General features: G+C 68.6%; 10 protein-coding genes. 9 read left to right on the top strand and 1 reads right to left on the bottom strand.

All coding sequences use genetic code 11. The annotated features are described in order from the left end of the window. Positions 1–22: 22 nt before the first annotated feature. Genes U1739_RS14540 through U1739_RS14550 form a run of 3 tightly spaced genes read left to right on the top strand, consistent with a single transcriptional unit; the run spans position 23 to position 11,911 of the window. Entirely contained in the window at positions 23–7,936 is a 7,914-nt protein-coding gene (locus tag U1739_RS14540; RefSeq protein WP_332709290.1) for a two-partner secretion domain-containing protein, read from the top strand. Beyond that, positions 7,933–11,061: a CHAT domain-containing protein gene (locus U1739_RS14545; protein ID WP_332709291.1), complete on the top strand. Its 3,129-nt coding sequence runs from the start codon at positions 7,933–7,935 to the stop codon at positions 11,059–11,061. Before U1739_RS14540 ends, U1739_RS14545 begins: the two co-directional genes overlap by 4 nt. 7 nt (positions 11,062–11,068) lie before the next feature. Next, positions 11,069–11,911, top strand: coding sequence for a CPBP family intramembrane glutamic endopeptidase (locus U1739_RS14550; protein ID WP_332709292.1), 843 nt, complete (start codon positions 11,069–11,071; stop codon positions 11,909–11,911). A 95-nt stretch (positions 11,912–12,006) separates the two neighbouring features. Here U1739_RS14550 and U1739_RS14555 read toward each other — a convergent pair whose 3' ends face one another. Next, positions 12,007–13,413, bottom strand: coding sequence for a M23 family metallopeptidase (locus tag U1739_RS14555; protein WP_332709293.1), 1,407 nt, complete (start codon positions 13,411–13,413; stop codon positions 12,007–12,009). Between the two features lie 137 nt (positions 13,414–13,550). Here U1739_RS14555 and tssK point away from each other — a divergent pair, with 137 nt between their 5' ends. The 6 genes from tssK to U1739_RS14585 are packed head-to-tail and all read left to right on the top strand — an operon-like array spanning position 13,551 to position 22,955. Beyond that, positions 13,551–14,891 (top strand): type VI secretion system baseplate subunit TssK, encoded by a 1,341-nt coding sequence (gene tssK / locus U1739_RS14560; RefSeq protein ID WP_332709294.1) that lies wholly within the window; start codon positions 13,551–13,553, stop codon positions 14,889–14,891. After that, the gene (icmH, locus tag U1739_RS14565; RefSeq protein ID WP_332709295.1) at positions 14,867–16,318 is read left to right on the top strand and encodes a type IVB secretion system protein IcmH/DotU; all 1,452 of its coding nucleotides are present in this window, start codon (positions 14,867–14,869) and stop codon (positions 16,316–16,318) included. Before tssK ends, icmH begins: the two co-directional genes overlap by 25 nt. A gap of 1 nt (position 16,319) precedes the next feature. Next, on the top strand, positions 16,320–19,859 hold the full coding sequence (tssM, locus tag U1739_RS14570; RefSeq protein ID WP_332709296.1) for a type VI secretion system membrane subunit TssM: 3,540 nt from the start codon (positions 16,320–16,322) through the stop codon (positions 19,857–19,859). Further along, positions 19,841–20,356 carry a type VI secretion system-associated protein TagF gene (gene tagF, locus U1739_RS14575; RefSeq protein ID WP_332709297.1) on the top strand — a complete coding sequence of 172 codons (516 nt, stop codon included), beginning with the start codon at positions 19,841–19,843 and terminating at the stop codon, positions 20,354–20,356. The genes tssM and tagF overlap by 19 nt, the downstream gene beginning before the upstream one ends. Then, entirely contained in the window at positions 20,353–21,114 is a 762-nt protein-coding gene (locus tag U1739_RS14580) for a PP2C family protein-serine/threonine phosphatase (RefSeq protein WP_332709298.1), read from the top strand. The genes tagF and U1739_RS14580 overlap by 4 nt, the downstream gene beginning before the upstream one ends. Continuing rightward, a complete protein-coding gene (locus U1739_RS14585) occupies positions 21,111–22,955 on the top strand; it encodes a serine/threonine-protein kinase (RefSeq protein ID WP_332709299.1) in 1,845 nt (614 codons plus the stop codon). The genes U1739_RS14580 and U1739_RS14585 overlap by 4 nt, the downstream gene beginning before the upstream one ends. Positions 22,956–23,036 lie beyond the last annotated feature (81 nt).

Consider the following 23,036-nt stretch of genomic DNA (forward strand, 5'->3'; position numbering starts at 1 on the left):
GTAGATTATCGGGAGTTCGTCCATGCTCAAGTCCAAGCATCGCCGCCAGATCCGCCGCTCGCTGGCGATCACCACCGCATTGGCGACCAGCTGCCTGATCGTCACAGCAGCGGGCGCGCAATCGCTGCCGGCGACGAGCGATGCGAACCCCGTGGCGGTCACGGGCGGGATCAATCCCCAGATCAGCAAATCGGGCAGTACGCTGACGGTCAATCTGCGCGCGACAGGCACCGTGATCGACTGGGACGGGTTCAACATTCCCGGCGGATCGACGGTGCAATTCAACGACAGCCGCCCCGTCGTGCAGGGAATCGGGAACATCGCCGTGCTTAACCGCGATGTATCCGGCACCAGCTCTACCATCAGCGGTAATCTCTCGTCCGAGAAGAACGTCGCGGTGTGGATCTACAATTCGCACGGCATCCTGATCGGTGGCGGCGCGTCGATCAATACGGGATCGCTGGTGCTGACTACATTGGAGCCGACCAACTTCCTGTCGGGCAACGGCTATCGCCTGTCCGGTGCGGACGATCTGACCGCCGGTATCACCGTGCAGACCGGCGCGCGCATTTCGGTGGAGGGCGGCAATCGCGGCCTCATTCTTGTCGCGCCGCAGATCAATGCGAACGGCACCTTCACCGCCGGCAACCAGGACGTCGCCTTCGTCACGGCCACCGATGTCACGCTCAATTACAGTACCGGCAGCCCGCTGTCGGTCACCTTGAACAAGGGCACATCGGTCGGCGGCTCAAGCCAGATCGTGCGCGGCACAGTGAGCGGAAGCAACGTTACGTTCGCTTTGGCCTCGCGCGCTTCGGTGACCGACGCCTTGCTCAGCATCGGCGCGTCGGTGACCACCGCGACCAGCTCGGAGCGCGGCATCGTGCTGCTCGCCGGCCGGCCATCGGGCACCATCGACGGTATCACTGTCGGCGGGACGACGGCGCAAACGGGTGGTGTCGTAAGCTTGGCCGCGTCTGGCACGCTGACGGCCGCCGGGAATGAGGCTGACATCATTGCCGCCGGCAGTGGTGCCGTTACGCTGGCGCGCGCGCTCAACGCCGGGCGCGATGTGCGTGTCACGGCTGGCGGGTTGGCCACCGTCTCTGGGGCGGTGACGGCGGGGCAGGATTATCTTGTCACCGGAACCGGCGTATCGCTGGGCAGCGCGGCCGAGACGGTAACGCAGCAGGCGCTGCGCAACGTCACCGCTACTTCCAATAACGGTACGCTGACTGGGCTCGGCGCACTGACGTTGATCGGCGATTCCAACAATAACGGCAACGGCGCACTCACGCTGGCCACGACGGGCACCAGCGGCGGTAATATCGCGTTCGGGTCCGCCACCCAGTTGCGCGGCGGTGAGGACGGCGAATCGGATGTACGTGTGCGGGTGCGCACTGCGGCGAACTCGATTGCGCTTGGCGACGTGACCGGCTCCGCCTTGCTCGGCTCGATCGGCAGCGCGGCCTATACCAACGGCCTGTCGATCTCCGGCGTACTGACGCTTGGTGACGTGGACGTCAATTCGGCTATCACGTTGCGCTCCGCCACGATGACCACCGGGGCGCTGCGATCGGACGATGCGATCACCTTGGTCGCCAATGGCACGATGCGGGTCGACTCGATCGACGCTGACGGCGGTGTGTCGCTGACTGGCACTGGCGCGACTGTCATCCGCCGTGCGGTGACCGCGCGCGGCAATGGCGACAATATCCTGATTCAGCGCGCTGGCGCGGTCTCGATCGGCGGCAATGTCAGTGCCGGCCGTGACCTGACCATCGGCACGGGCGCCACCCCCGCCACGTCGATTGCCATCGAGGGCACTGTCTCGGCCCGCAATATCTCACTCATCGCGAGCGGCGCCCAGACGCTGCGTGGGGACATCAGCGCGCGCGGGGCGCTTGACGTTGCCGCCGGCACGACCTTGATCATCAGCGGACAAACGCGCGCTGCCGGCGATATCGCGCTGCGCGCCGAGGGCATGCGGCTGACCGACGTCGTCAGCACCGGCGGCGCGCTGAACGCACAAGCGGGGGCAGGGGCCATTATCGGCACCTCGTCGGGCGGCGTCCGGCTAGGCGCGTTCAACTCGTTGACTGCCACCGGTGGTGGCGCTCTGACCATCGCCCAGGCGGTGTCCGAACGCGGCACGGTAAACCTGACCGGCACCGGAATCACTGCCGCGACGCTGACCGCGGGCGGCGACGTGCTCGTCAATGGCGGGCAATCGATCGTCGCGGTCAGCGGCGCGGTGAGCGCGGGTGGCGCATACCGCGTGACCGGCGGGACGGTTACCCTGGGCAATAGCGGCACGGTGACGCAGGCGGCCAGTGGGTTGGTGGCGATCAATGCCGGCGTTGGTGGCATTACCGGACTGGGCACGCTGACGCTGCAATCGAACAAGGACGGCGCCGGCAGCGAGTCGCTGACGCTGGCGATCGTCGATACGGCGCCGAGCGGCGCAATCGCCTTTTCGGGCAATTCCACGCTGCTCGGCGGTACCGCGCGGCAATCCGACGTGCTGATCCGTTCTGGCAGTGCCGATGGCAGCGTGCTGCTGGGCAATGTCGAGGCGCGTGGCTTGCTTGGCGCGGTTGGCACGGCGGCGTTCAGCGATGGACTGGTGCGCAATACCGCGCTGCGCGTCGGCAATGTCGATGTGACTCGCGCCTTGGTGTTGAACGGCGCCGGCGTGACCGGCGGAAATCTGGTCTCCGATGGCGCGGTCACGCTGATATCGAACGGCGCGCTCGTGGCGCGGTCAATCGATGCCGGGGGCAATGCGACGCTGGGCGGCAGCGGTGCGACGACGATCAGCGGGCTGCTGCAGACGCGTGGTACGGGTCGCAACGTCCTGATCAATCGCGACGGCGCCTTGCGGATCGGCAGTCTGCAGGCCGGCGGTGCGGTGGCGATCGGCACCTCGGTGGCGCCGGCGTCGCTGGATATCGGGGCCGCATCGAGCGGCGGCGCGTTCACCGCGACGACGATCGGCGCGCAGCTCTGGCGCGGCGCGATCACCGCCGGCGGCGCGGTGACCCTGTCCGGCGACTCGCTATCGACGCGCGATGTCCGTTCCACCGGCGGCGCGATCTCGCTGACCAGCATGATCGGCGGGCTTAGCGCCGGCGTGATCGACGGCGCGGGGCTGACGACATTGACCAGCGCGGGGACGTTGGGCGCAACATCGGTGCGCGGCGGTGCCGGCGTGCGTGGAACTGCAACCGGTGCGGTCACGATCGCGGGGACGATCGACGGCGGCACCGGCGGGGTGGTGCTGACCGGGCCGACGCTGGAACTGGGCGCGGTGCGATCGACTGCCGGTGCGGTGACGCTGACCGCAAATAGCGGCGTGCTAAGCGCGGGCGCGATCGACGGCGGCGGCGCGACGACGCTGACCAGTGCCGGCGCCCTGACCGCGACGTCGGTGCGCGGCGGCGGTGGCGTGCGCGCGACGGCAGCGGGCAATCTGGCGATCGGCGGGCTGGTCGACGGTGGCAATGGCAACGTCGTGATCACCGCCACCGGCGGCTCCGCGCGGCTCACCGGCGGCGTGTCCGCGCGGGGCGATTACCGCGTCACCGGGCAATCGGTGATCCTGGGCGGCACGCAGACGGCCAATGGCGCGGTCGCAATCATCGCAACCGCCGGCGGGCTGACCGGCCAATCCGGCCTGGTGCTGACCGCCAATGGCGACGGCGCCGGCAGCGAGGCGATGACGCTGGAGACGGTCGGCGGCGATCTCGTGCTGGCGGGCAACAGCGTGCTCAACGGCGGCCCGGCACAGCAGTCCAACGTCGTGCTGCGTTCGGGTGGCGGGTTGACCTTGGGCTCGGTCGATGCGCGTTCGCTGACGATCAACGACGGCGCGCGTCTTGCCGGCCCGCTCACCACCGGCAACCTGTCGCTGGCGCGGGGGCTCACCCTGCTTGGCGGCAGCGGCGGAATCCACACCGGCACGATTACGATCGGCGCGGGCAGTCTATCGATCGATGCGATCGACGGTGTGGTCAAAACCAGCACGATCGACGTCGGCGGTACGGTCAGCCTGTCTGGCGCGAGCATCGCTTTTTCCGATATCACGGGCACGGCGGTAACGCTGCAATCGATCGGCGCAGCGGCGACTGGCATTACCGGCGATGACATCACGGCGAGCGGACCGGTGGCGCTCACCGCGGTGGCCGGCGCCGGGGGCGTCACCGCAGGAACGATTACCACCACCGGCACGGCCGGCGCAGTAACGATCACGTCCAGCGATACGGTGCAACTGGATCGCGTCACCGCCGGCGGGACGGCGACGATCACCACACTGACCAATCCGGGCGATATCCTGATCGCCAACGGGCTGACCGCCGCCAGCACCGTGCGGCTGACCTCGACGCGCGATATCCGCGCGCCGTTCGTCACCAGCACCAATGGCAGCCTGGTCCTGCTCGCCCCGAACGGCAGCCTGACCGGCTATGCACCGGGCAGTACGATCGCGCTGAGCACCGGATCGGGGCTGACGCTGGATGTCGGGCAGGCGGTGCGGCTCGGCGCGCTCACCGGGGGGGCGATCTCGCTGCGCGCGGATACGATCGAGATCGACTCGATCGATGTCGGCAGCAATCTTGTCGATTTGTTCGCCGATAGCGGCGATCTTGAGATCAACGGCGGCGTGCGCGGTGGAACGGTGACGCTTAAATCGAGCGGCACGACCAGCATTGCCGGCGCCATCGTCGCGCGCGGCGCGCTGACTCTGTCGGGCCGGCGCGTCGATTTTGGCGACCTTACCGGCGCATCGGTGAACGTGCAGTCGATCGGCGCTGGTGCCACCGGTATCAGGGGCGGCGACATCACGGCATCGGGCCCGGTAACGCTCAACGCCGTCGAGGGCGGCGGCGGGATCACCACCGGCGTCATCACGACGACCGGCGCAACCGGCGCAGTGGCGATCAATTCGGTCGGCACGATCCGGCTCGGCGGTGTCGATGCGAGCGGCTCGGCGACGATCACCACGTCGACCAACCCAGCGGATATCGTGATCAGCGGCGGGCTCACCGCTGCTGGTACCGTACGGCTGACCTCGACGCGCGACGTGCTTGCGCCATTCGTGACCAGCACCAACGGCGCATTGATCATCCTCGCCCCCAATGGCAGCCTGACCGGCTATGCGCCGGGCAGCACGATCGCGCTGACCGCTGGCGCCGGCCTGACGCTGGACGTCGGGCAGGCGGTGCGGCTCGGTGCTTTGACGGGCGGCGCCATTTCACTGCGTGCGGATTCAATCGAGATCGAATCGATCGATGTCGGCAACAGCCTGGTCGATCTGTTCGCCGATCGCGGCGATCTGACGATCGATGGCGGCGTCCGCGGCGGCGTGGTGACCTTGGCATCGACCGGCCTGACCCGTATCGGCGGCGCGATCCAGGCCAACGGCGCGCTGAGCGTATCGGGCGCGCAGGTCGATCTGCGCGGCGTCACGGCGGGCGGGTTGGCCACGTTCAAGGCGACCGGCGGGTCGCTCGGCATCGGGTCCTTGATCGCCAATGGCGGGATCGACGCGCTGGCCACGGGCGACGTGTCGATCGTGTCGCTTGGCGTGGCGGCGGGATCGGCGAGCATCGTATCGAGCGGCGGCGACACGGAACTGGGCGCGGCGGTCGTGTCGGGCAATCTTGCGGTTCGGGCCAAGGGCAGCGCGACGCTGCTCGACGCGGTCTCCACCGGCGGCTCCTATACGGTGCGCGGGAGCAGCATCCTGCTGGGCGGGGCCGGGATCGTGCAACGCGCCGGCGGCCAGATCGCGTTTACCTCGACCGCGGGCGGGATCAGCGGCGGCAGCGGGCTGAGCTTGGTCGGCAACGCCGCCGGCGCGACGAGCGCGATGCTGATCGACTCCGCCGGGGCAATCGCTTTGGCTGGCACGACGATCGACAATGGCAGCGGTGCGCTGGGCCTGCGCGCCGGGAATGGCGCCAGCGTCACGGTCGGCGCGATCACGGCAGGCGCGATTGGCGGGATCGCCACCGCGGCCGATGGCAGCACGAGCGCGACCGACACGTTCCAGCATGATGCAGCGTTCACCGCGGGCGACATCACGGCGCGCGATATCGCCATCGTCCTGTCGGCCGGCACGCTGAGCACAGGTGACATCACCGCCAGCGGCGTGACCCGTCTGGCGACGCGCGATGCGATCGCCACCGGCGATGTGCGCGCGGCGACGATCGACGTCGCGGCTGGTGCGGCGCTGGCCGGCGGGGCGTACAATGCCAGTGGCACAGCGCAGATCTCCGGCGCCAGTGTGGCGCTCGACCGGCTCGCGGCCGGCGCTGCCGGCTCGATCGCGAGCCGGGGCAGCCTGGCGATCGATAGCGTGACCGGCGCGACGCTGACCATCAGCGCGACTGGCGACATCACCGGGCGCGGTACGGCGCGGACGCTGCTGACGACGACCGGCGGCGACCTGATGGTCGATGGCGGCGCGCTGGTTCGGCTGGGCGATGTCGGGGTGGCGGGCGCGGCATCGATCAGCGGCACCGATATCGACATTGCCGGCACGCTGAGTGCCGCGCGCGCGGCGCTGATCAAGGCGCGCGCCGCGCTCACCATCGGCGATGCGAGCGCCGGCGGCACGCTGACGCTGGACGCCGGTGGCGCGCTATCGGCGCAGGCGCTGCGCGCGAGCGGCGACGCGCTGGTCACCGCTGTCGGTAACGCCACCGTGGCGAGCATCGATAGTGGCGGCGCGCTGACCATCAAGGGCAACAACGTGACGTTGGGCAGCGGGCGCGCGACCGGCGCGGCCTCGGTCGACGCAGTCGGGCTGGCAACGCTCGGTCAGGTGGTTGCCGGACCGACGCTGACCATCCGGGCGAGCGATGCGGCATTGACCGGCGTGCAACGCGCGGCCAGCGTGACGTTCGACAACCGCACCGCCGACACGACCGCGCTCCGGCTTGGCGATGGCACCGCTAATGATGGGTTCCGCCTGTCCGATGCCGAGATCAAGTTCGTCGAGGCCGATAACCTCACGTTCCGCCAGGGCAATGGCGCGGTCGAGATCGGCACAGTGGCGTTCGATGCCGATGCCGGGCGCCGCAGCGTCGATATCATGGGCACCGGCGCGATCGCGGTGCGTGGCGTGGTCAGCGGCGCTGGCGCCGGCCGGCGCTTCCGGCTCGGCGGCGACACGACGGATGGCGGCATGGCCAGCGAGATCAACGTCGTGGCGACCAGCGACGCCGGCGGGCGGCTGCTGTTCGACGGCGCGGATCTGGAACTGCGCGGCAATCGCATCGCGGTCGGCGTGGCACCCGGCTTCATCGATGCGCTGACCGGCGCATCGTTCGAACAGGTCGTTTCCGGTTTTGTCGGCAATGCCAATTCGTCGCTCTACAACGCCAATATCGGCGGCGGCTTCTATGATGTCGCGGCTCAGACGACTGTCTCGGCCAACAGCCTGACGGTCCGCTACGGCGACTATGCACTGTTCCAGAATACCGGAGGCGGCGGGCAGAGCAGCGGTATTGTGCTCGGTTCGGTAGGGTCGCCGGCAAACCCGGCGCTGACCTTGCTGCCACCCTCGGCGGCGACCAATGCCTTTGCCGCGTTCGGCACGATCAACGGTATCGGCGGCACGGCGGCGGCGCTGTTGGGCAGCGGCGTGGTGTCATTGGGTCAAGCCAATCTCGGTACGACGCGGATCAACGGTTGCCTGGTTGGATCGGGTGCCGGCTGCCTCGCGGCGATCGTCATCCAGCCGACCCTGCAGGTGTTCGAGACGACGCAGCAGGACGTGTTCGGGTCGGTCGAATCGCTCGACGTGCCGTTCGACCCCGTGGTCAGCGGCAGCAATGAGGAATTGCTCACCGGGCTCGCGACGATGGGCCCACGCGCGTCGTGTGAGGAAGGCGACACTGAGTGCGCCAATGCCGAGGAGACGCCCAAGTGATCGTTGGTAACCCCGCCAGAGGCATCCTGCTCGCCGGGATCGCCGCGCTCGCGCTGCCCGAAGCGGCGCTGGCGCGTCTGCCGGATCGGCCCGATACGATCAGCCTCGGACGTACCGCCGGCGGCGAGCCATGCGTTGCGGCGCGCGAATGGCGTGATCCGGCGGTGCCCGATCCGTTCGCGCGTGCCTATACTATCACCTGTCGCGGCGTCAGCGCGAGCCGCCCGATCGGTAGCATCCGCATCGTGCCGGCGACCGCGGTAGCGATCAAGCCAATCGATGCGCTGCTCGATTGTGGCACGGCACGGGCCGCAACGATCGGCGCCGGCGCGGTGCAGGTGCGGCGCTGCTTCGATCGTTTTTTATCCACCGCTACAGTACGTGTCGACCTGCGTGTCGGCGACACGATCCTGATCGGCGATGCGACGCCGGCGACGGTCGCCCAGCTGGAAGAGGCGCTGGCGATCCTCAGCGGCATCAAGCGGCCGAGCGCGGACGTTATGCGCACGGTGATCGGCACAATTGATCTCGGCACGACCGGGCCAGAAGCCGTCGCCGCCACGCCGGCGCAAGAGGTCGTCGGGTTCAGCCCGGCGGCGGCGTTGGCCGAGGGCATCAACCTCAACCACAAGGGGCTGAACGTCGATGCGTCGCGCGTGCTGAACGATGCGCTGAGCCGGCTGCCGGCCGGCGCCAATCCGGCGATTCGTGCCGAGCTGCTGATCGAGGCCGGACTGGCCGATTCAAACATTCGCTTCCCCGATGCGGCGCAGGAGCATTTTGCGCAGGCCGATGCGGTGTTCACCGCGTCGCCAACCGCGCAAACGCCGTTCCTGACGCGCAAGCGCGATGCCTATCGCGCGCTCGATCTGATCAACCGGCATCAGTTTCGCGAAGCGATCGTCCTGCTTAATCGGCAGGGACGCGCTGACGTCGCGGCGGATCGCCCGCTGATGGACCCCGCCGCGCTGCGCCAACTCAATCAGCCCCGCACCCGCGCTGGCGATGCGGTCAGCGCGATCGCCGTGCCGGATACCGGCGAGCTTGCGCAACTCGTGCTCGATGCACAGGCCAATTGGGCGCGCAGCATCGCCTTATTGTCGCTGGGCGACGAACCCGGCGCGCGCGCGGCGATCGAGCTCGCCGCGCAGCGCTATCGCCCGTTGCAAAACGAGCGGATCGATCGGTCGCAGATTCTGTGGTTGGGTGCCAAGATCGACCGCCAGCGTGCGCGGTTGCTCGCGCGTGCCGGGCAGACCGGGCAGGCGCTGACGGCGTTCGACGGCGCGCTGGGCGACATGCGCCGCGGCGCCGTGGCGACGGCGGGCACCGGCGCCGAGCCGTCGATCGCGCAGGCGCAGCTGGAGCGGGCAGCGATCTTCGCCGGCAGTGGCGCGTCGCACGCCGCGATTCGCGATGAATATGCTCGCGCGATCGATGCGATGATCGATTCGGGCGGCGATGCGCTAGCCAGTTCCAACGGCATGGAAGCGTATCTCGACCTGCTCGCCGAGGAAGCCGCCAGCACGCCGCGCGCCGATACGTTCGCGCGCTTCTTCCGCGCCGTGCAGGCAACAGGTGAGCCGTCCGTCGCGCGCCAGGTCAACCAGTTGCAATCGGTGGTAACTGAGGATCCCGCACTCGGCGCGCTGGTACGCGAACGATCCGACCTCGAACGCGAAGTCACGCGCTTGCGCTATGCCATCGCTGCGGGATCCGATGCGGATGTGGTCAAAGTGCCCGACGACGAATTGCAGCGCGCGCGCACCGCGGCCGAGCAACGTCTGTTCGTGGTCGAGGCGCAGCTGGCGCAGAATCCGCGCTTCCAGACGGTCGATGATCGCCCGGCAACGCTCGACGAAGTGCGCGCGGCGCTGAAGCCGGGGGAAGTGTTCCTGAAGATCGCCACGCTCAACCGCCGCCTCTACGGCATGGTGGTGAGCAGCGACCGCATGTTTGCCTATGCCATCGCGCCGAATGCCGCCTCCAAGGCGGCGGTCGGGGCGCTGGCCGAAAACGTGCGCCGCTCGATCGACGGGCGGCTCGGCGACGGCAAGTTGGTGCCGTTCGACGATGCCGCGGCTTATGCACTGTTCCGGCTGATCGCCGGACCGGCCGAGCCGCTGCTCAGCGCCGCTCCGGGGCTGGTCGTCGACCCTTCCGGACCGCTCGAGCATCTGCCGATCGGCGTGCTGGTGACGCGCTATGATCGGGAGGCGGTGCGGCCGTCGCCGTTCGATTTCTCGAAGACCGCGTTCCTGGCCGGCCAGGCGACGATTTCCACCGCCCTCTCGCCACGCTCGTTCTTGGCGGCCCGCGCGCGGCCGCGCTCGCTGGCGACGCGCCCGTTCATGGGCTTCGGCCAGCATGTGCCGCCGGTCGCGGTTAGCGACACGACCGGGCGGATGGTCAAGGTCGGCTATTCCTGCTCGGTCGATTTCGGGCGGCTGAGCAACCTGTCGCAGGCGTTCAAGCCGATTAGCGAGCGTGAGCTGAACATCGCCGCTACGGCGTTGGGCGTGACCGGGTCACCGGTGATCATCGGCGCCGCGTTCAACGATACCGCGCTCGATGCGCGCAGCGATCTTGCCGATTACGAAGTGCTGCATTTCGCGACGCATGGCCTGGAAGAGGGCCAATGGGGCTGCGCGATGTCACCGCCCGCCTTGGTCACGTCGTTCGGCGATGCCGCGTCCGACGGGTTGCTGAGCTTTTCCGAGATCGCTGCGATGAAGCTCGACGCCAATCTCGTGGTGTTGTCCGCCTGCGATACGGCAAGTGGCGTGCGCGACGAGGCGCTGGCGCGGCAGTCGGGCCAGGAGGAAGCGGGCTCAACGCTTGAGGGGCTGGTGCGCGCGTTCCTCACCGCCAATGCGCGCGCCGTGCTGGCGACCTATTGGCAGGTCTCGGCCGAGCGCGAGAGCGAGGAGTTCATGCGCGTGTTCTACGGATCGGGGCGGACCAAGACGATCGGCGAAGCATTGCAGGATGCGCAGCGTGACCTGATCGCGCAGCCGGAATATTCGCATCCCTTCTATTGGGCGCCGTATTTCCTCGTCGGGGACAGCAGCAAATCGATGCTGACGCCGCGCGCCGCCGCCCCGGTCGTCGCCGCGCTGCGCTGAGCCCCTCGTGGCGACGGTAGCCAAGCCGGGAGCGCCTCCCGACGCACCGCTGGCCGTGATCGGCGCGATCGCCGGTGTCGCGGTCGCCGCGCTGCTGATTGCGTTTGGCCCCATGCTGGTCGCGGCCACCGGGCTGATCGGCGGCACGCATGGCGCGCTGTGGGACGAAAGCGTGTTCACGGCGGCGATCTTCGGCGCGATGCTGCTTGCGGCGCTGATCGGCGGGGCGCTGACCGGGGTACGGCCGTTCGCGCTCGGTGCGCGGCCAGGGACGATGCTGGCGCTGGGGGCTGCGTTGGGGCTGGCCGGAATACTGGCGGGCACGGCGTTGTCGTGGATCGCGCGCGGCCTAGCGATCGGTGCCGCAGGGACACCAGGCGCGGCGCTGCTGCTCGGGCTGGTCGCGATCGTGCTGCAGGTGGTTGCCGAGGAGAGCTATTTTCGTGGCGGGCTGCAGCCGTTACTGGCGCGGGTCTGGGGCGTGCGCGTGGCCGTGCCGTTGGTCGCGGCGGCGTTCGCCGGCTTGCACGTGCTGGGCGGGGCAGCCAATCTCGTGGCACTTGCCAATCTGTTCCTGGGGGGACTGGCGTTCGGCCTGCTTGCCGCGCGCGCCGGCGGCATTGCGCCCGCAATCGGCATGCATCTGGCGTGGAACGGCACGGAGCAATTGTTGCTCGGGCTGGATCCCAATCCCGGGGTCGGCGGGTTTGGCGCGATGCTCGATCTCGATCTGGTCGGATCGCCCTGGTGGGGCGGGTCGGCCGAGGGAATGAACGCCAGCATTGGGATGACGGTCGCGCTGCTCGCGATCCTCGCGCCGCTGCTGATCTACGCGCGGCGGCCGGTCTAACTATCCGTCACCCTGGCGAAGGCCGGGGCCGCCGGGTTCGGGGCAAGCCGGTCGCCTAAACCCAGCGGCCCCGGCCTTCGCCGGGCGAGGGGGAGTTAATAACTATCCGCCCGCCGCGCATCTATCTTGTCACGCAGGCGACGGAAATCCTCCAGCGCGGTGCCGGTCAGCGTCCGGCCGCCGCTGCCGGTCTCGATGCTCAGCGGGTTGACCGGCTGGCCGTCGATATGAACTTCGTAATGCAGATGCGGGCCGGTCGAGCGGCCTGTCGTGCCCACTTCGCCAATCTGCTCGCCCTGCGTGACGCGTACGCCCGGCGCGATGCCGGGCCAGATGCGATTCATGTGCAAGTACAACGTCTGCCAGCCATTATCGTGGCGCAGCCGCACGAAATTGCCGTTGGCGCCCTTGGGGCCGGCGAAATCGACTATTGCGTCCCCTGACGCGAAGATCGGCGTGCCGGTCGGCGCGGCGAAATCGGTGCCTTTGTGCATCTTGACGAAGCCGAGCACCGGATGCTCGCGGAAGCCGAATTGGGAAGAGATGCGCGCGCCGTCGATCGGGGTGCGCATCAGCGTGCGCACCGTGCTGCGGCCGTTGCTGTCGTACCAGCCCGGCTTCTTGTCGCCGGCCTGGCTGAAGCGGTACAAAGCGCGCGATTTCGTCGCAGTGTTGAGCGCGGCATAGACCAGCACGGGCAGGCCGACCGGATCACCCGCCGCGTTATAGCGCTGCTGGAAGCCGGCCTCGAAAATGTCGCCCGGCGCGACCTCGCGCTGCATGTCGAAATCGAACACGAAGGCATTGGCGAAATCGCCGACCAGATTGTCATTGATCCCCGCCGCGACCGCCGAACTGTAGAAGCTTTCCGCGTCGAGCTCGCCGCGGACAACTTCTAGCTTGGTCACCAAATGCGCCGCCTGGCGCTGCTCGGTGAAGCGGCCATCGGCGGCGCGAATGAGCGTGAGGCCGCTGCCATCGTCGTGCGTCGCTTCCAGCCGGGCGAGTGTCGCTGCCCCGGGCTTGCCGACCATGTCGAAGATCAGGCGGATATCGCCGGTTCCCGCGCCGAGCGCAGCCGCCGCCTGGCGCCCCGCGCGAATCGCCTCGTCGGCGGCGATGCCGGAGGCGCCCAGGCTGGGGGCGATATCCGCTGCGCCGGACAGGATCAGCGTGCGCTGGCTGGTCGAGGCATCGGTGGCACCAGAAGGCATGGCGGCGGGGGCGGCAGCGGCAGTGGCGACGGGGGGCGTCGTCGGCCGCGACACGAACGCGGCGATACCCCCTGTCACGAGAATGGCGAGCGACGATGCGGCGGCCAGCAGGGGGCGGCGGTCGCGCGGCGGCTTGGGCGCGGGCGGCGCCGGTGGGGGCGGAGGCGGTGCGGGTGGCGCGATCCAGCTGTGCGGGTCGAACGACGCCGAGTCGGTTGGCGATGCCGCACCGGACGGAGGCGCGTTCCAATGGCGGGGGTCGAAGGAGGGGCCGTCGCGCTGATCCAACACTGCCCCCTGATCGCCGAATTGCCTGCTATTTCCGGGAGAAAGCTATTGCCTGTTTCGCGGCCCGCGGCAATAACCGGCGCCAAGCATGACGGGGCACCGATTGCCCTCGACCGCACGGTGACAGGGGCAAGACAGTGGCTGGCAAGAATCGTGTCGGCTGGCACGAAGGCATGTTTCTCCGCCCGCAGCATTTCCAGGCGCAGGACCGATTCCTCGAAGAGCAGATTCGCGCCCGGGTCGATGCCGTGCGGCCCTGGCCGTGGGGGCTGACCGAGTTGGTGATCGACGAGGATCTGGCGACGCTCGGCAAATTCGGCATCGTCCGGGCCGCCGGCGTGATGCCCGATGGCACGCCGTTTGCGATCCCTGGCGATCTGCCGCCGCCACCGCCGCTCGACGTGCCCGGCGATGCGCGTGATGCGGTGGTCTCGCTGACGTTGCCGGCGCAGCAGGCCGGCGCGGTGCAGTTTCGCGAGGCCGAGGGCGGGGCGCTGGAGGCGCGCTATTTGGTTTCCGAATTCGAGGTCGCCGACGCCTTCTCTGACGATCGCACCTCGGAACCGATCGAGTTCGGCCTGCCCAATCTGCGCTTCGGCGTGACCCGCGACCAGGTTTATGGCCGGGTAACGCTCGGGCTGGCGCGGGTGCGCGAGATGCAGAACCGGCGGCTGATGTTCGACGATCGCTATATCCCGCCGACGCTGGATGTCGCCGCGGCGGTGCGGCTGCGCGGCGCGCTGGCCGACATATCGGGCCGTGCCGAACAGCGCGCCGAGGAACTGGCGCTGCGCGCGGTCGAGGCGACCGACGGCGGCTCGGACACGTTCGTCAGCTTCCTGCTGCTCCAGGCGCTCAACCGCTGGCTGGCGGTGCTGCAGCATCTGCAGCATCTGCCGATGGTGCACCCCGAGCGGCTCTACGAAAACTTCATTGCAATGGCTGGTGAACTCGCCACCCTGATTCGCCCCGATCGCCGCCCGCCGCCATTGCCACGGTACGATCACGAAAACCCGCAAACCTGCTTCGAGCCGGTGATCGATCTGCTGCAATCGATGCTGTCGGCGATGTTCGATCGCTCAGCAGTGCAACTGCCGCTCGAACAGGCAGGACCAGGCGCGTACGTCTCCAAGATCACCGACCCCAATTTGTTCGTCACCGGCTATTTCTACCTCGCGGTTGCCGCGGCCTCGCCGATCGAGGAAATCCGCGGGCTGTTCCCCTCGGTGGCCAAGATCGGGACGGTGCAGAAGATGCGGCAGATCGTCGATTCGGCGCTGCCCGGCGTGCCGCTGCGGCACACCCCGACCCCGCCACCACAGCTCCGCGTGCTGCCCGGCTACGTCTATTTCGAGCTCGATCGCGGTGTGCCCGATTGGCGCGACTTTGCCAGTGCGCCGGCGCTCGGGCTGCATGTTGCCGGTGACTGGCCCCAGCTTAAGATGGAGCTGTGGTGCGTGAAGAAGGCCGGGCGATGAGCGGCGGCGACGGCCAGGGCAACGGTGACGGCCCCGGCAAGACCGTGTTCCGCCCGTCGCCGTTGCAGGGCTTGCGGCAGAATGGCGGCGTGGCCCCCCCGTCGACCTCGCCGTTCGCGCCCGCCGCGGGCTATGCCGCGGATCCCGGCTATGGCGCTCCGCCGCCATTGTCGCGCGGGGGGCTCGGGCCGCAGGGCAGCGGCCTCGCCCCGTCGCGGCTGGCCGAGGACGACGTGCCGCTGCCGGCCACGCCGCGCACCGTGCGCAATGTCATGCTCGCCGAGGCCGAGCCGGTGCTGGCGCTGGTCGCCGGGGTGCGCAGCGGGCGGGTGCGGCTGGCCATGCCCGAATTCCACCGCCAGGCGAGCCAGGCGATCGCGCGCTTCGAACAGGCGATCGCGCCGCATTATTCCGAGGAAAAGCGCCAGCGCGCTAAATATGCCGTCTGCGCGACGACCGACGACGTGGCGCAGAACCTGCCCGGCATCGGCACCGACGGCGCGGAATGGGCGCGGCGCTCGATGGTGGTGCAATTCTTCCAGGAGAATATCGGCGGCGACCGCTTCTGGCAGCTGGTCGATGATATGCTGCGCACGCCGAACGACAATGCCGATCTGATCGAGCTGTTCCACGCCAGTCTGGCCGCCGGGTTCGAGGGGCGATTCCGCATCATGCCCGACGGGCGGCGGCGGCTGCACGAGATCATGGCGCGGCTGCAGGGCGCGTTGCCGCACGTCCGCTCGCTCTCGGCGACCAAGCTGTCGCCGCGCTGGAAGGGCGAGAACGCGCCGCTCGGGCGCTTGAGCTTCTGGGGCATCATCGCGTTGGTCGCGGCGATCGCCGCCGGCATCCTGCTGCTCGCCTTCATCGTGTTCAAGCTGCTGCTGATGTCGAACGCCGATACGCCGTCCGAACGGCTGGCCGCGATCCGGCCATCCGAGCGGCTGACGCTGTCACGCCCCGGCGGCGGGATCGCGCAGGCGGATAGCGCGCAGGCGAGCAAGCTGAAGCGCTTCCTGGAACCGGAAATCCGCGAAGGGCTGGTGACGGTCGAGGAGGATGCGCAGACCGTGCGCGTGCGCACCACCGTGGGGCAATTGTTTCGCTCCGGCTCGGACGTGCTGGAGGCCGGGCGCGAGCCGCTGTTCCACCGCATCGGCCGCGCGATCGAGGAGGAACAGGGCAGCGTGACGATCGAGGGCCATGCCGATAGCGACCGCGTCGGATCGCTGCAATTCCCCGACAATATGGCGTTGTCGCAGGCCCGTGCGGAGACGGTCGGCAAATTGGTGCGCACCGATCTCAGCGATCCCGCGCGCGTCACGACCAAGGGGCTGGGTGAAACCGTGCCGATCGCCTCAAACGACAACGCAGCGGGCAAATCGCAGAACCGACGCGTCGAAATCATCGTGCCACGGCGGTATTGACATGAGATGGGCGATACAGCGCTTTTTCGGCAGGGTTTTCCGGGTCCTGTTCGGCAATTGGTGGGTGGTCACGATCACCTGCACGATCCTGCTCGCGGCGCTGCTGGCGCTCGGGCTGCCGTTGTTCGTCGGCTGGATGCGGCCGGTATGGGTGCGCGTCGCATTCGCGCTTGGCGTCTTTGCGCTGTGGTTGCTCGCGGTCTATCTGCGGCTGCGTAAGCGGCGACGTGCGGCGGACGCGATCGCTGCCGAGCTGGCCGGGCCGAACGCGGCCGATGCCGAGAGCCGCGCGCTGGGGCAGCGGATGGGCGAGGCGCTGGCCAAGCTGAAGGGCGCGGCGGGCAAGAAGCGCGATTATCTGTATACCCGGCCATGGTACATGATCATCGGCCCGCCGGGAGCGGGCAAGACCACGGCCTTGCTCAATTCGGGCCTGCGCTTCCCGTTCGTCGAGCAGGCAGTGAGCGGCGTTGGCGGCACGCGCAGCCTGGATTTCTGGTTTGCCGACGAAGCCGTGCTGGTCGATACCGCCGGCCGCTACACGACGCAGGATTCGGATCACACGATCGATGCCGCCGGCTGGAACGCGTTCCTTGGCCTGCTCAAGCGGCACCGGCCGTTGCAGCCGATCAATGGTATCATGGTCGCGATCGGCGTCGATGAACTGATCCGCAGCGATTGCGCCAAGATTGATGCGCATGCCCGCGCGGTGCGCCGCCGGCTGGTCGAGCTGCGCCGCACGCTGGAAGTCGCGGCGCCGGTCTATGTCGTGCTCACCAAGGCCGATCTGCTCGCCGGCATGAGCGAATATTTCGACGATCTCGATGTCGAGGGGCGCCGCGCGGTGCTGGGCAGCACGCTGACCTTCGCCGATGGCAAGGCCAATGCCGAAACGCTGGCGCGCGCGTTCGATGAAATGGCCCAGGCGATCGCCGACCGCCAGGCCAAGCGCCTGTTCGACGAGGTCGATCCGCGCCGTCGCGCGCTGATGCTCGGCTTGCCGGCGCAGCTTCGTTCGCTGCGCGCGCGGCTGATGCGCTTCCTCGATGGCGCGTTCGTCGCGGGGGACGAGCCGGGCGGCGTGCTGCGCGGCTTCTATCTCACCAGCGGCGTACAGGAAGGCACGCCGCTCGACCGCATCATGGCCGGCATGGCCGAGGTGTACGACCAGCCGACGCAGCATGTCGCCGGCAGTGGCTCCAGCGGCCGCGCCTATTTCCTAAATCGCCTGCTCGGCGAAGTGATGTTCCCCGAGGCCGGGCTGGTCACCACCGATCCCGGCGCCAAGGCGCGTCTGCGCGGGCGGCTGATCGCTGCGGTCAGCGCGATCGGCATTGTCGGGGCGTTGCTGCTGACCGCCTGGGGCGTGAGCTATGCGCGCAACCGCAGTTTCCAGGACGATCTTGCCAAACAGACGACGGCGGCGGAGCAGCAGTTCCGCGATGCCGGGGTCGATCTACGACAGGTGCGTGAAGGCGATGCCGACTTGCGCGCCGCTTTGCCCGGGCTAAACGCGTTGCGCGCGCTCCCACGCGGGTACGCCGCGCGCACCTCGGGCGGGCCGCCGCTCGCGATGACCTTCGGCCTGTACCAGTCGGGCCTCAGCCGCGAGGCGGAGGAAACATACCGTGATGCGCTCCGCCGTGTGCTGCTGCCGCGATTGCTGTTGCGGCTGGAGACGGCGATGAAGGCCAATGGCGGTGACCCGATGCGCCTGTACGAGCCGCTCAAAGTCTATCTCATGCTCGGCCAGCAAGGCCCGCTCGATGCCAAGACGGTGCGCGCCTGGGTGACCAACGATTGGGCCACCGAGGTCTTCCCTGGCGCGGACAGCCAGGCCGAGCGCAGACAGCTCGCGCAACATCTCGATGCGCTGCTCGGCGATACCGACATGGCAAGCGTCTGGCCGGGCCGCAAACCGCCGCTCGACGGCCAGTTGGTGGTGCAGGCGCGCGCCGCGGTGCAGACGCTGTCGCTGGCCGATCGCGCTTATGCTGTGCTGCGCCAGAAGGCGGCGAGCGCGGGCGCGCCATGGGAAGTCGCCAATATCCTGTCGCAGGGCGATGCTCTGGCTTTCGCCAACCCCAAACAAGTGTTGTCCACGCGGATACCGTATTTCTTCACCCGCGACGGCTATGAGCGCGCCTATATGGTCGGGTTGGCGACGGTGCAGCAGGATCTCAAGCGTGATCTGTGGGTACTGGGCGGCGATGCCGATACCGGCGGCGTGCGCGACGAGATGAGCAATGTCCGCCCAGGCGTGGCCGGGCTTTATGCCAAGGATTATATTGCAGCGTGGGAAGGCGTGTTGAAGTCGCTCCAGCCCGGCCCCTATTTCCGCGATCCCGTGGCGTTCGGCGCCTTCACCAAGAGCCCGTCGCCGCTCAAGCGCGTGCTGCTCGAACTGCGCAAGAACACCTTGTTCGAGGGCGGCGCCAAGGCCGGCGTGGCGCGGGCGACGCGCTACGGGCTCAACCGCTCGCGCATCGGCCGCTTCGCGCAGGAGGCGGGGCGCGATCGTGCCGCCGGGCTCGACGCGGGCGAGGAAATCAGCGCCTATTTCCAGCCGCTGCAGGAATATGCCGGCGATGGCCGCGGCTCGGCGCCGGTCGACGAATTCGTCGCGGCGCTCAAATCCGCCGGCCAGGCTGTGATGGCGGCGCAGTCGGTTGGCGGCGGCGGCGGGGCGGACGCGACGCAGGCGCAGATGGCTACCGCCATGGCCTCGGTGCGGGCAGCGGCGGCGGGCGCGCCGCCGCAACTGCACGATTTCGTCGCGGCGACCACCGGCGGCGGCGCCTCGGCGCAGGTCGGCGCGGCGACTGGTGCGGTCTCCGATGCCTATGCGCAGAGCGTCCTCCCGATATGTCGGGAGGTTGCCCAGGAGCACTACCCTTTCTTCGGTGCCGCCCCGGCGGACGCAGCGATGGTTGACGTGCTGCGCGTCTTTGGGATGGGCGGCGTGATCGATAGCTTTGCGCAGACGCGGTTGAAGCCGCTGCTGGAGACGACCGGGCCGGTGTGGCGCTGGCGCAGCGACGATCCGATCGCCGCAGCGCTCAACCCGTCGAGCCCCGAGGCGTTCGCCAAGGCCGGCGAACTGCGCGACCTGCTTGCCGGTGGCTTGCCGATCAAGGTCTCGGTCGCGACGTTCGGTAACGATGTCGGCATGGTCGAGGTGGCGAGCGGCGGCACGCGCTATCGCTTCACGCCCGCCACCAATGGCGCAAAGCCGTTGCTGTGGTCCGCGAGCGGCGGGCTGCCGGAAGCCTCAGTGGTATTGTATCGGCCCGGTCCGGCGGCAGCGGCCGGCGGCGAGCCGGCGCCCGGCGCGGAGATTGCGCGTTTCGATGCGGAAGGGCCCTGGGCGTTGTTTCGGCTGATGGACAAGGCAGTGAAGCAGAATGCCGGACCGCAGGCGATGAAGGCGAGCTTCGGCACCGGCAGCGGTGGCGCAACTTTGCTGATCGGGCTGCCAAGCGAGCGCAACCCGTTCAGCCGCGGGGGGCTATGGTCGTTCCGTTGCCCGAGCGCGTTGTGAGCGGCGCCTTGCTGTTCGGCAAACTGCCGGCGCACGGCGATTTCGTGTCGCGCGGCTTGGCGCCGGACGAACGCGATGCACTGGATGCCTGGCTGTCGGCATCGCTCGCCACGGCGCGGGAAGCGGCGGGCTTGGCGTTCGACGATTGGTACGATCGCGCGCCGCCGTGGCGCTTCGTGACGGCGACGATGGCTGGGTCGCTGACGCCGTCGCAGGACGGCGCCGGGCGGCGTTTTCCGCTATTACTCGCGTTGCGCGGTGGCGGCGAGGCGGCGGCGGACGCGTGCGAAGCGTTGTTGTACGAGGCGATCGGCAGCGGCTGGACCGCGGATATATTGCTCGATCATGTCGCCACGCTTGCTGACGCTACGGACGGGCAGGGCACACCACGCTGGTGGACTTTGGGCGGCGAAGGCTTTGCTGCCACAACGCTCGCGGGCGACCGCCCCGACAATCTGATCGCCACGATGCTGTACCGCGCGGAGACCGTGTCATGAACGCACCTTTGCGCATCGAAGCCGTCGTCGCGACGCATGTGGGCATGGTGCGCAAGGCCAATGAGGACAGTTATTGCACCCGCGCCACCGACGGGCTGTGGGCGGTGGCCGACGGCATGGGCGGGCACGCGCACGGCGATTGGGCGTCGCGCACGCTGGCCGATGCGCTGGCCGGGGCCGAACTGCCCGCCGGGTTCGACGAGGCATGCCACGCGATCGCCGGCGCGATCCATGCCGGCAATGCGCGGATCTGGCAGGAGGCGCAGGCACGCGGGCAGCAGATGGGCTCGACCGTCGCCGCATTGTTAATCCGCGATCGGCGCTTCGGGGCGTTGTGGGTCGGGGACAGCCGGATCTATCTGTTCCGCGACGGCCGGCTCCACCAGCTGACGCGCGACCATACGCAAGTGCAGGAGATGGTCGATCGCGGGCTGCTCCAACCGCACGAGGCGGCATCGCACCCGCGCGGCCATGTGCTCGCGCGCGCGGTCGGCGTGCAGGGCGTGCTCGAGGTCGATGTCGTCGTCGATGCGGTCGAGCCGGGTGACGTTTTCCTGCTATGCAGCGACGGGCTGACCGGCCAGGTGCCCGATACCGAGCTCGCGGAACTGCTGTCGAATGGCGACCGGCAGGCGACACTCGACCAGTTGATCGCGCTGACGCTTGATCGCGGTGCGCCGGACAATGTCACCGCTCTAGTGGTCGGCGTGCAAGAAGCGACCCTGCTGTCCTTTGCCATGCCGGGCGCGTTTTCGTGACCGGCGACGACGCTATCGGCGGGGAGGACGATGGTCGCACTGTGTTCGTGCCGGCGGCCAATCCCGATCGCACCGTGTTCGAACCCGCGGCACCAGTCCAGCCGCTGCCCGTGTCGGCGGCGAAGGGGATCAAGGTCGGCGATATCCTCAACCACATCTTCGAGGTGAAGCGCTTCATCGCGCGCGGCGGCATGGGCGAGGTGTTCGAGGGCGCCAATGCGATCACCGAGGAACGCGTCGCGATCAAGGTGATGCTGCCGTCGCTGGCCGCAGACCCCAACGTCATTTCGTTGTTCCGGCGCGAGGCCAAGACACTGACGCGGCTGCACCATGAGGCGGTCGTGCAGTATCGCGTGCTCGCGCAGGAGCCGCAGCTCGGTGTGCTCTACATCGTCACCGAATATATCGACGGCACCAACCTGTCCGACGTGCTCGGCACCTTGTCGCCCACGCCGGCCGAGCTTGCCGCATTGCTGCAACGCCTGGCCTCCGGGCTGCGCGCGGCGCACGCGCTGGGCGCGATCCACCGCGACATTTCGCCCGACAACGTCCTGCTCGGCGGTGGCGAGCTGGCGCGCGCGAAAATCATCGATTTCGGCATTGCCAAGGATCTTGACCCCGGCACCGCGACGATCGTCGGCGACGGCTTCGCCGGCAAGCTCGGCTATGTCGCGCCCGAGCAATTGGGCGATTTCAACCGGCGGCTTGGGCCGTGGACCGATGTCTACAGCCTGGCGCTGGTGATCCTGGCCGTGGCCAAGGGGCGCGATGTCGGGCTGGGCGGGTCGCTGGTCGATGCGGTCGACAAGCGCCGCGCCGGGCCGGACCTGTCCGCCGCGCCGGACACGCTGCGGCCGCTGCTGGAGAAGATGACGCGCGCCGATCCGGAGCAACGTCTGGCGTCGATGGATGCAGTATTGGCCGAGCTGGCGGCGATCGACGCGCCGCCGCCGGTTATGCCGGTAAAGGCGGCACCGCGATGGTTGCCGATCGTGATCGGTGGTGGCGTCGTGCTGGCGTTCGTCGCCGCGCTGGCGGTGTTCCTGCTGGGGCGGGGCAAGGAGCCGCGCGTGGCCGCACCGACGGCAAATGTGGCGACGCGCGACCCGGTCGAGGTGGCGCGCAACGCGATCAACTCAGCTTTGCCCTCGGTCAACTGCACCTGGCTGCGCATCGCTGGGATCGAGCCCGGTGCCAAGCGGCCAAAGATTGCGCTGACCGGCGTCGCGGGCAATCCGTCGATGGCGCAGGGCGAGATCAGCCACGCGCTCGCCTCGCAAGGCATTGCCGAGGCGGATCTGGACTTCTCCGAAGTGTCACCGATCACCCAGGCCGGCTGTGCCGCGCTCGACGCCTATCGCCAGATCAGCGCGCGCGACGGCAATCGCCTCAACGTCGCGCAGCGCCGCTTCGAGATGCGTCGCCAACAGCCGGGCTCGGCCTATCCTGGCACGATAGCCGCCAACGCGGTGATCGGAATCGCCGTCGCCGATCCGACGCGCGATTTCACCTTGGTTGGGTTGGAGCCATCGGGCAAAATCGACATGCTCATTCCCAGCCGCGCCGCGTTCGCCGCGCAGGTCAAGCAATCGCGCAATGGCCTGCCGATCACCGATCTCGGCGGCGATCGCTATCGTCTGCAGATCGACCTCGATCATGAAGGCTGGTCGGGGCTGTTGCTGCTGAGCGGCGCCGGGCCGTTCGACGCCGCCGTCGTCGCCCCGCCACTCGGCGCGCGCGACGCGGCGTGGCGCGACAAGCTCGTCTCGCTTGCCGCCGAGCGCGGGTGGCAGGCCGATATGGTGTGGTTCAAGTCGGTCGATGAGATCGAGGATCGGTGACGAGCATCGAAACAATTCGGCACCGCGGGTAAAACGGGGATCAACAGCGCGTCTCGTTCGTAGCCACTATTGAAGCAGGTT

Origin of the sequence: Parasphingomonas puruogangriensis, assembly GCF_036663635.1 — a bacterium.
GTDB lineage: Bacteria > Pseudomonadota > Alphaproteobacteria > Sphingomonadales > Sphingomonadaceae > Sphingomonas.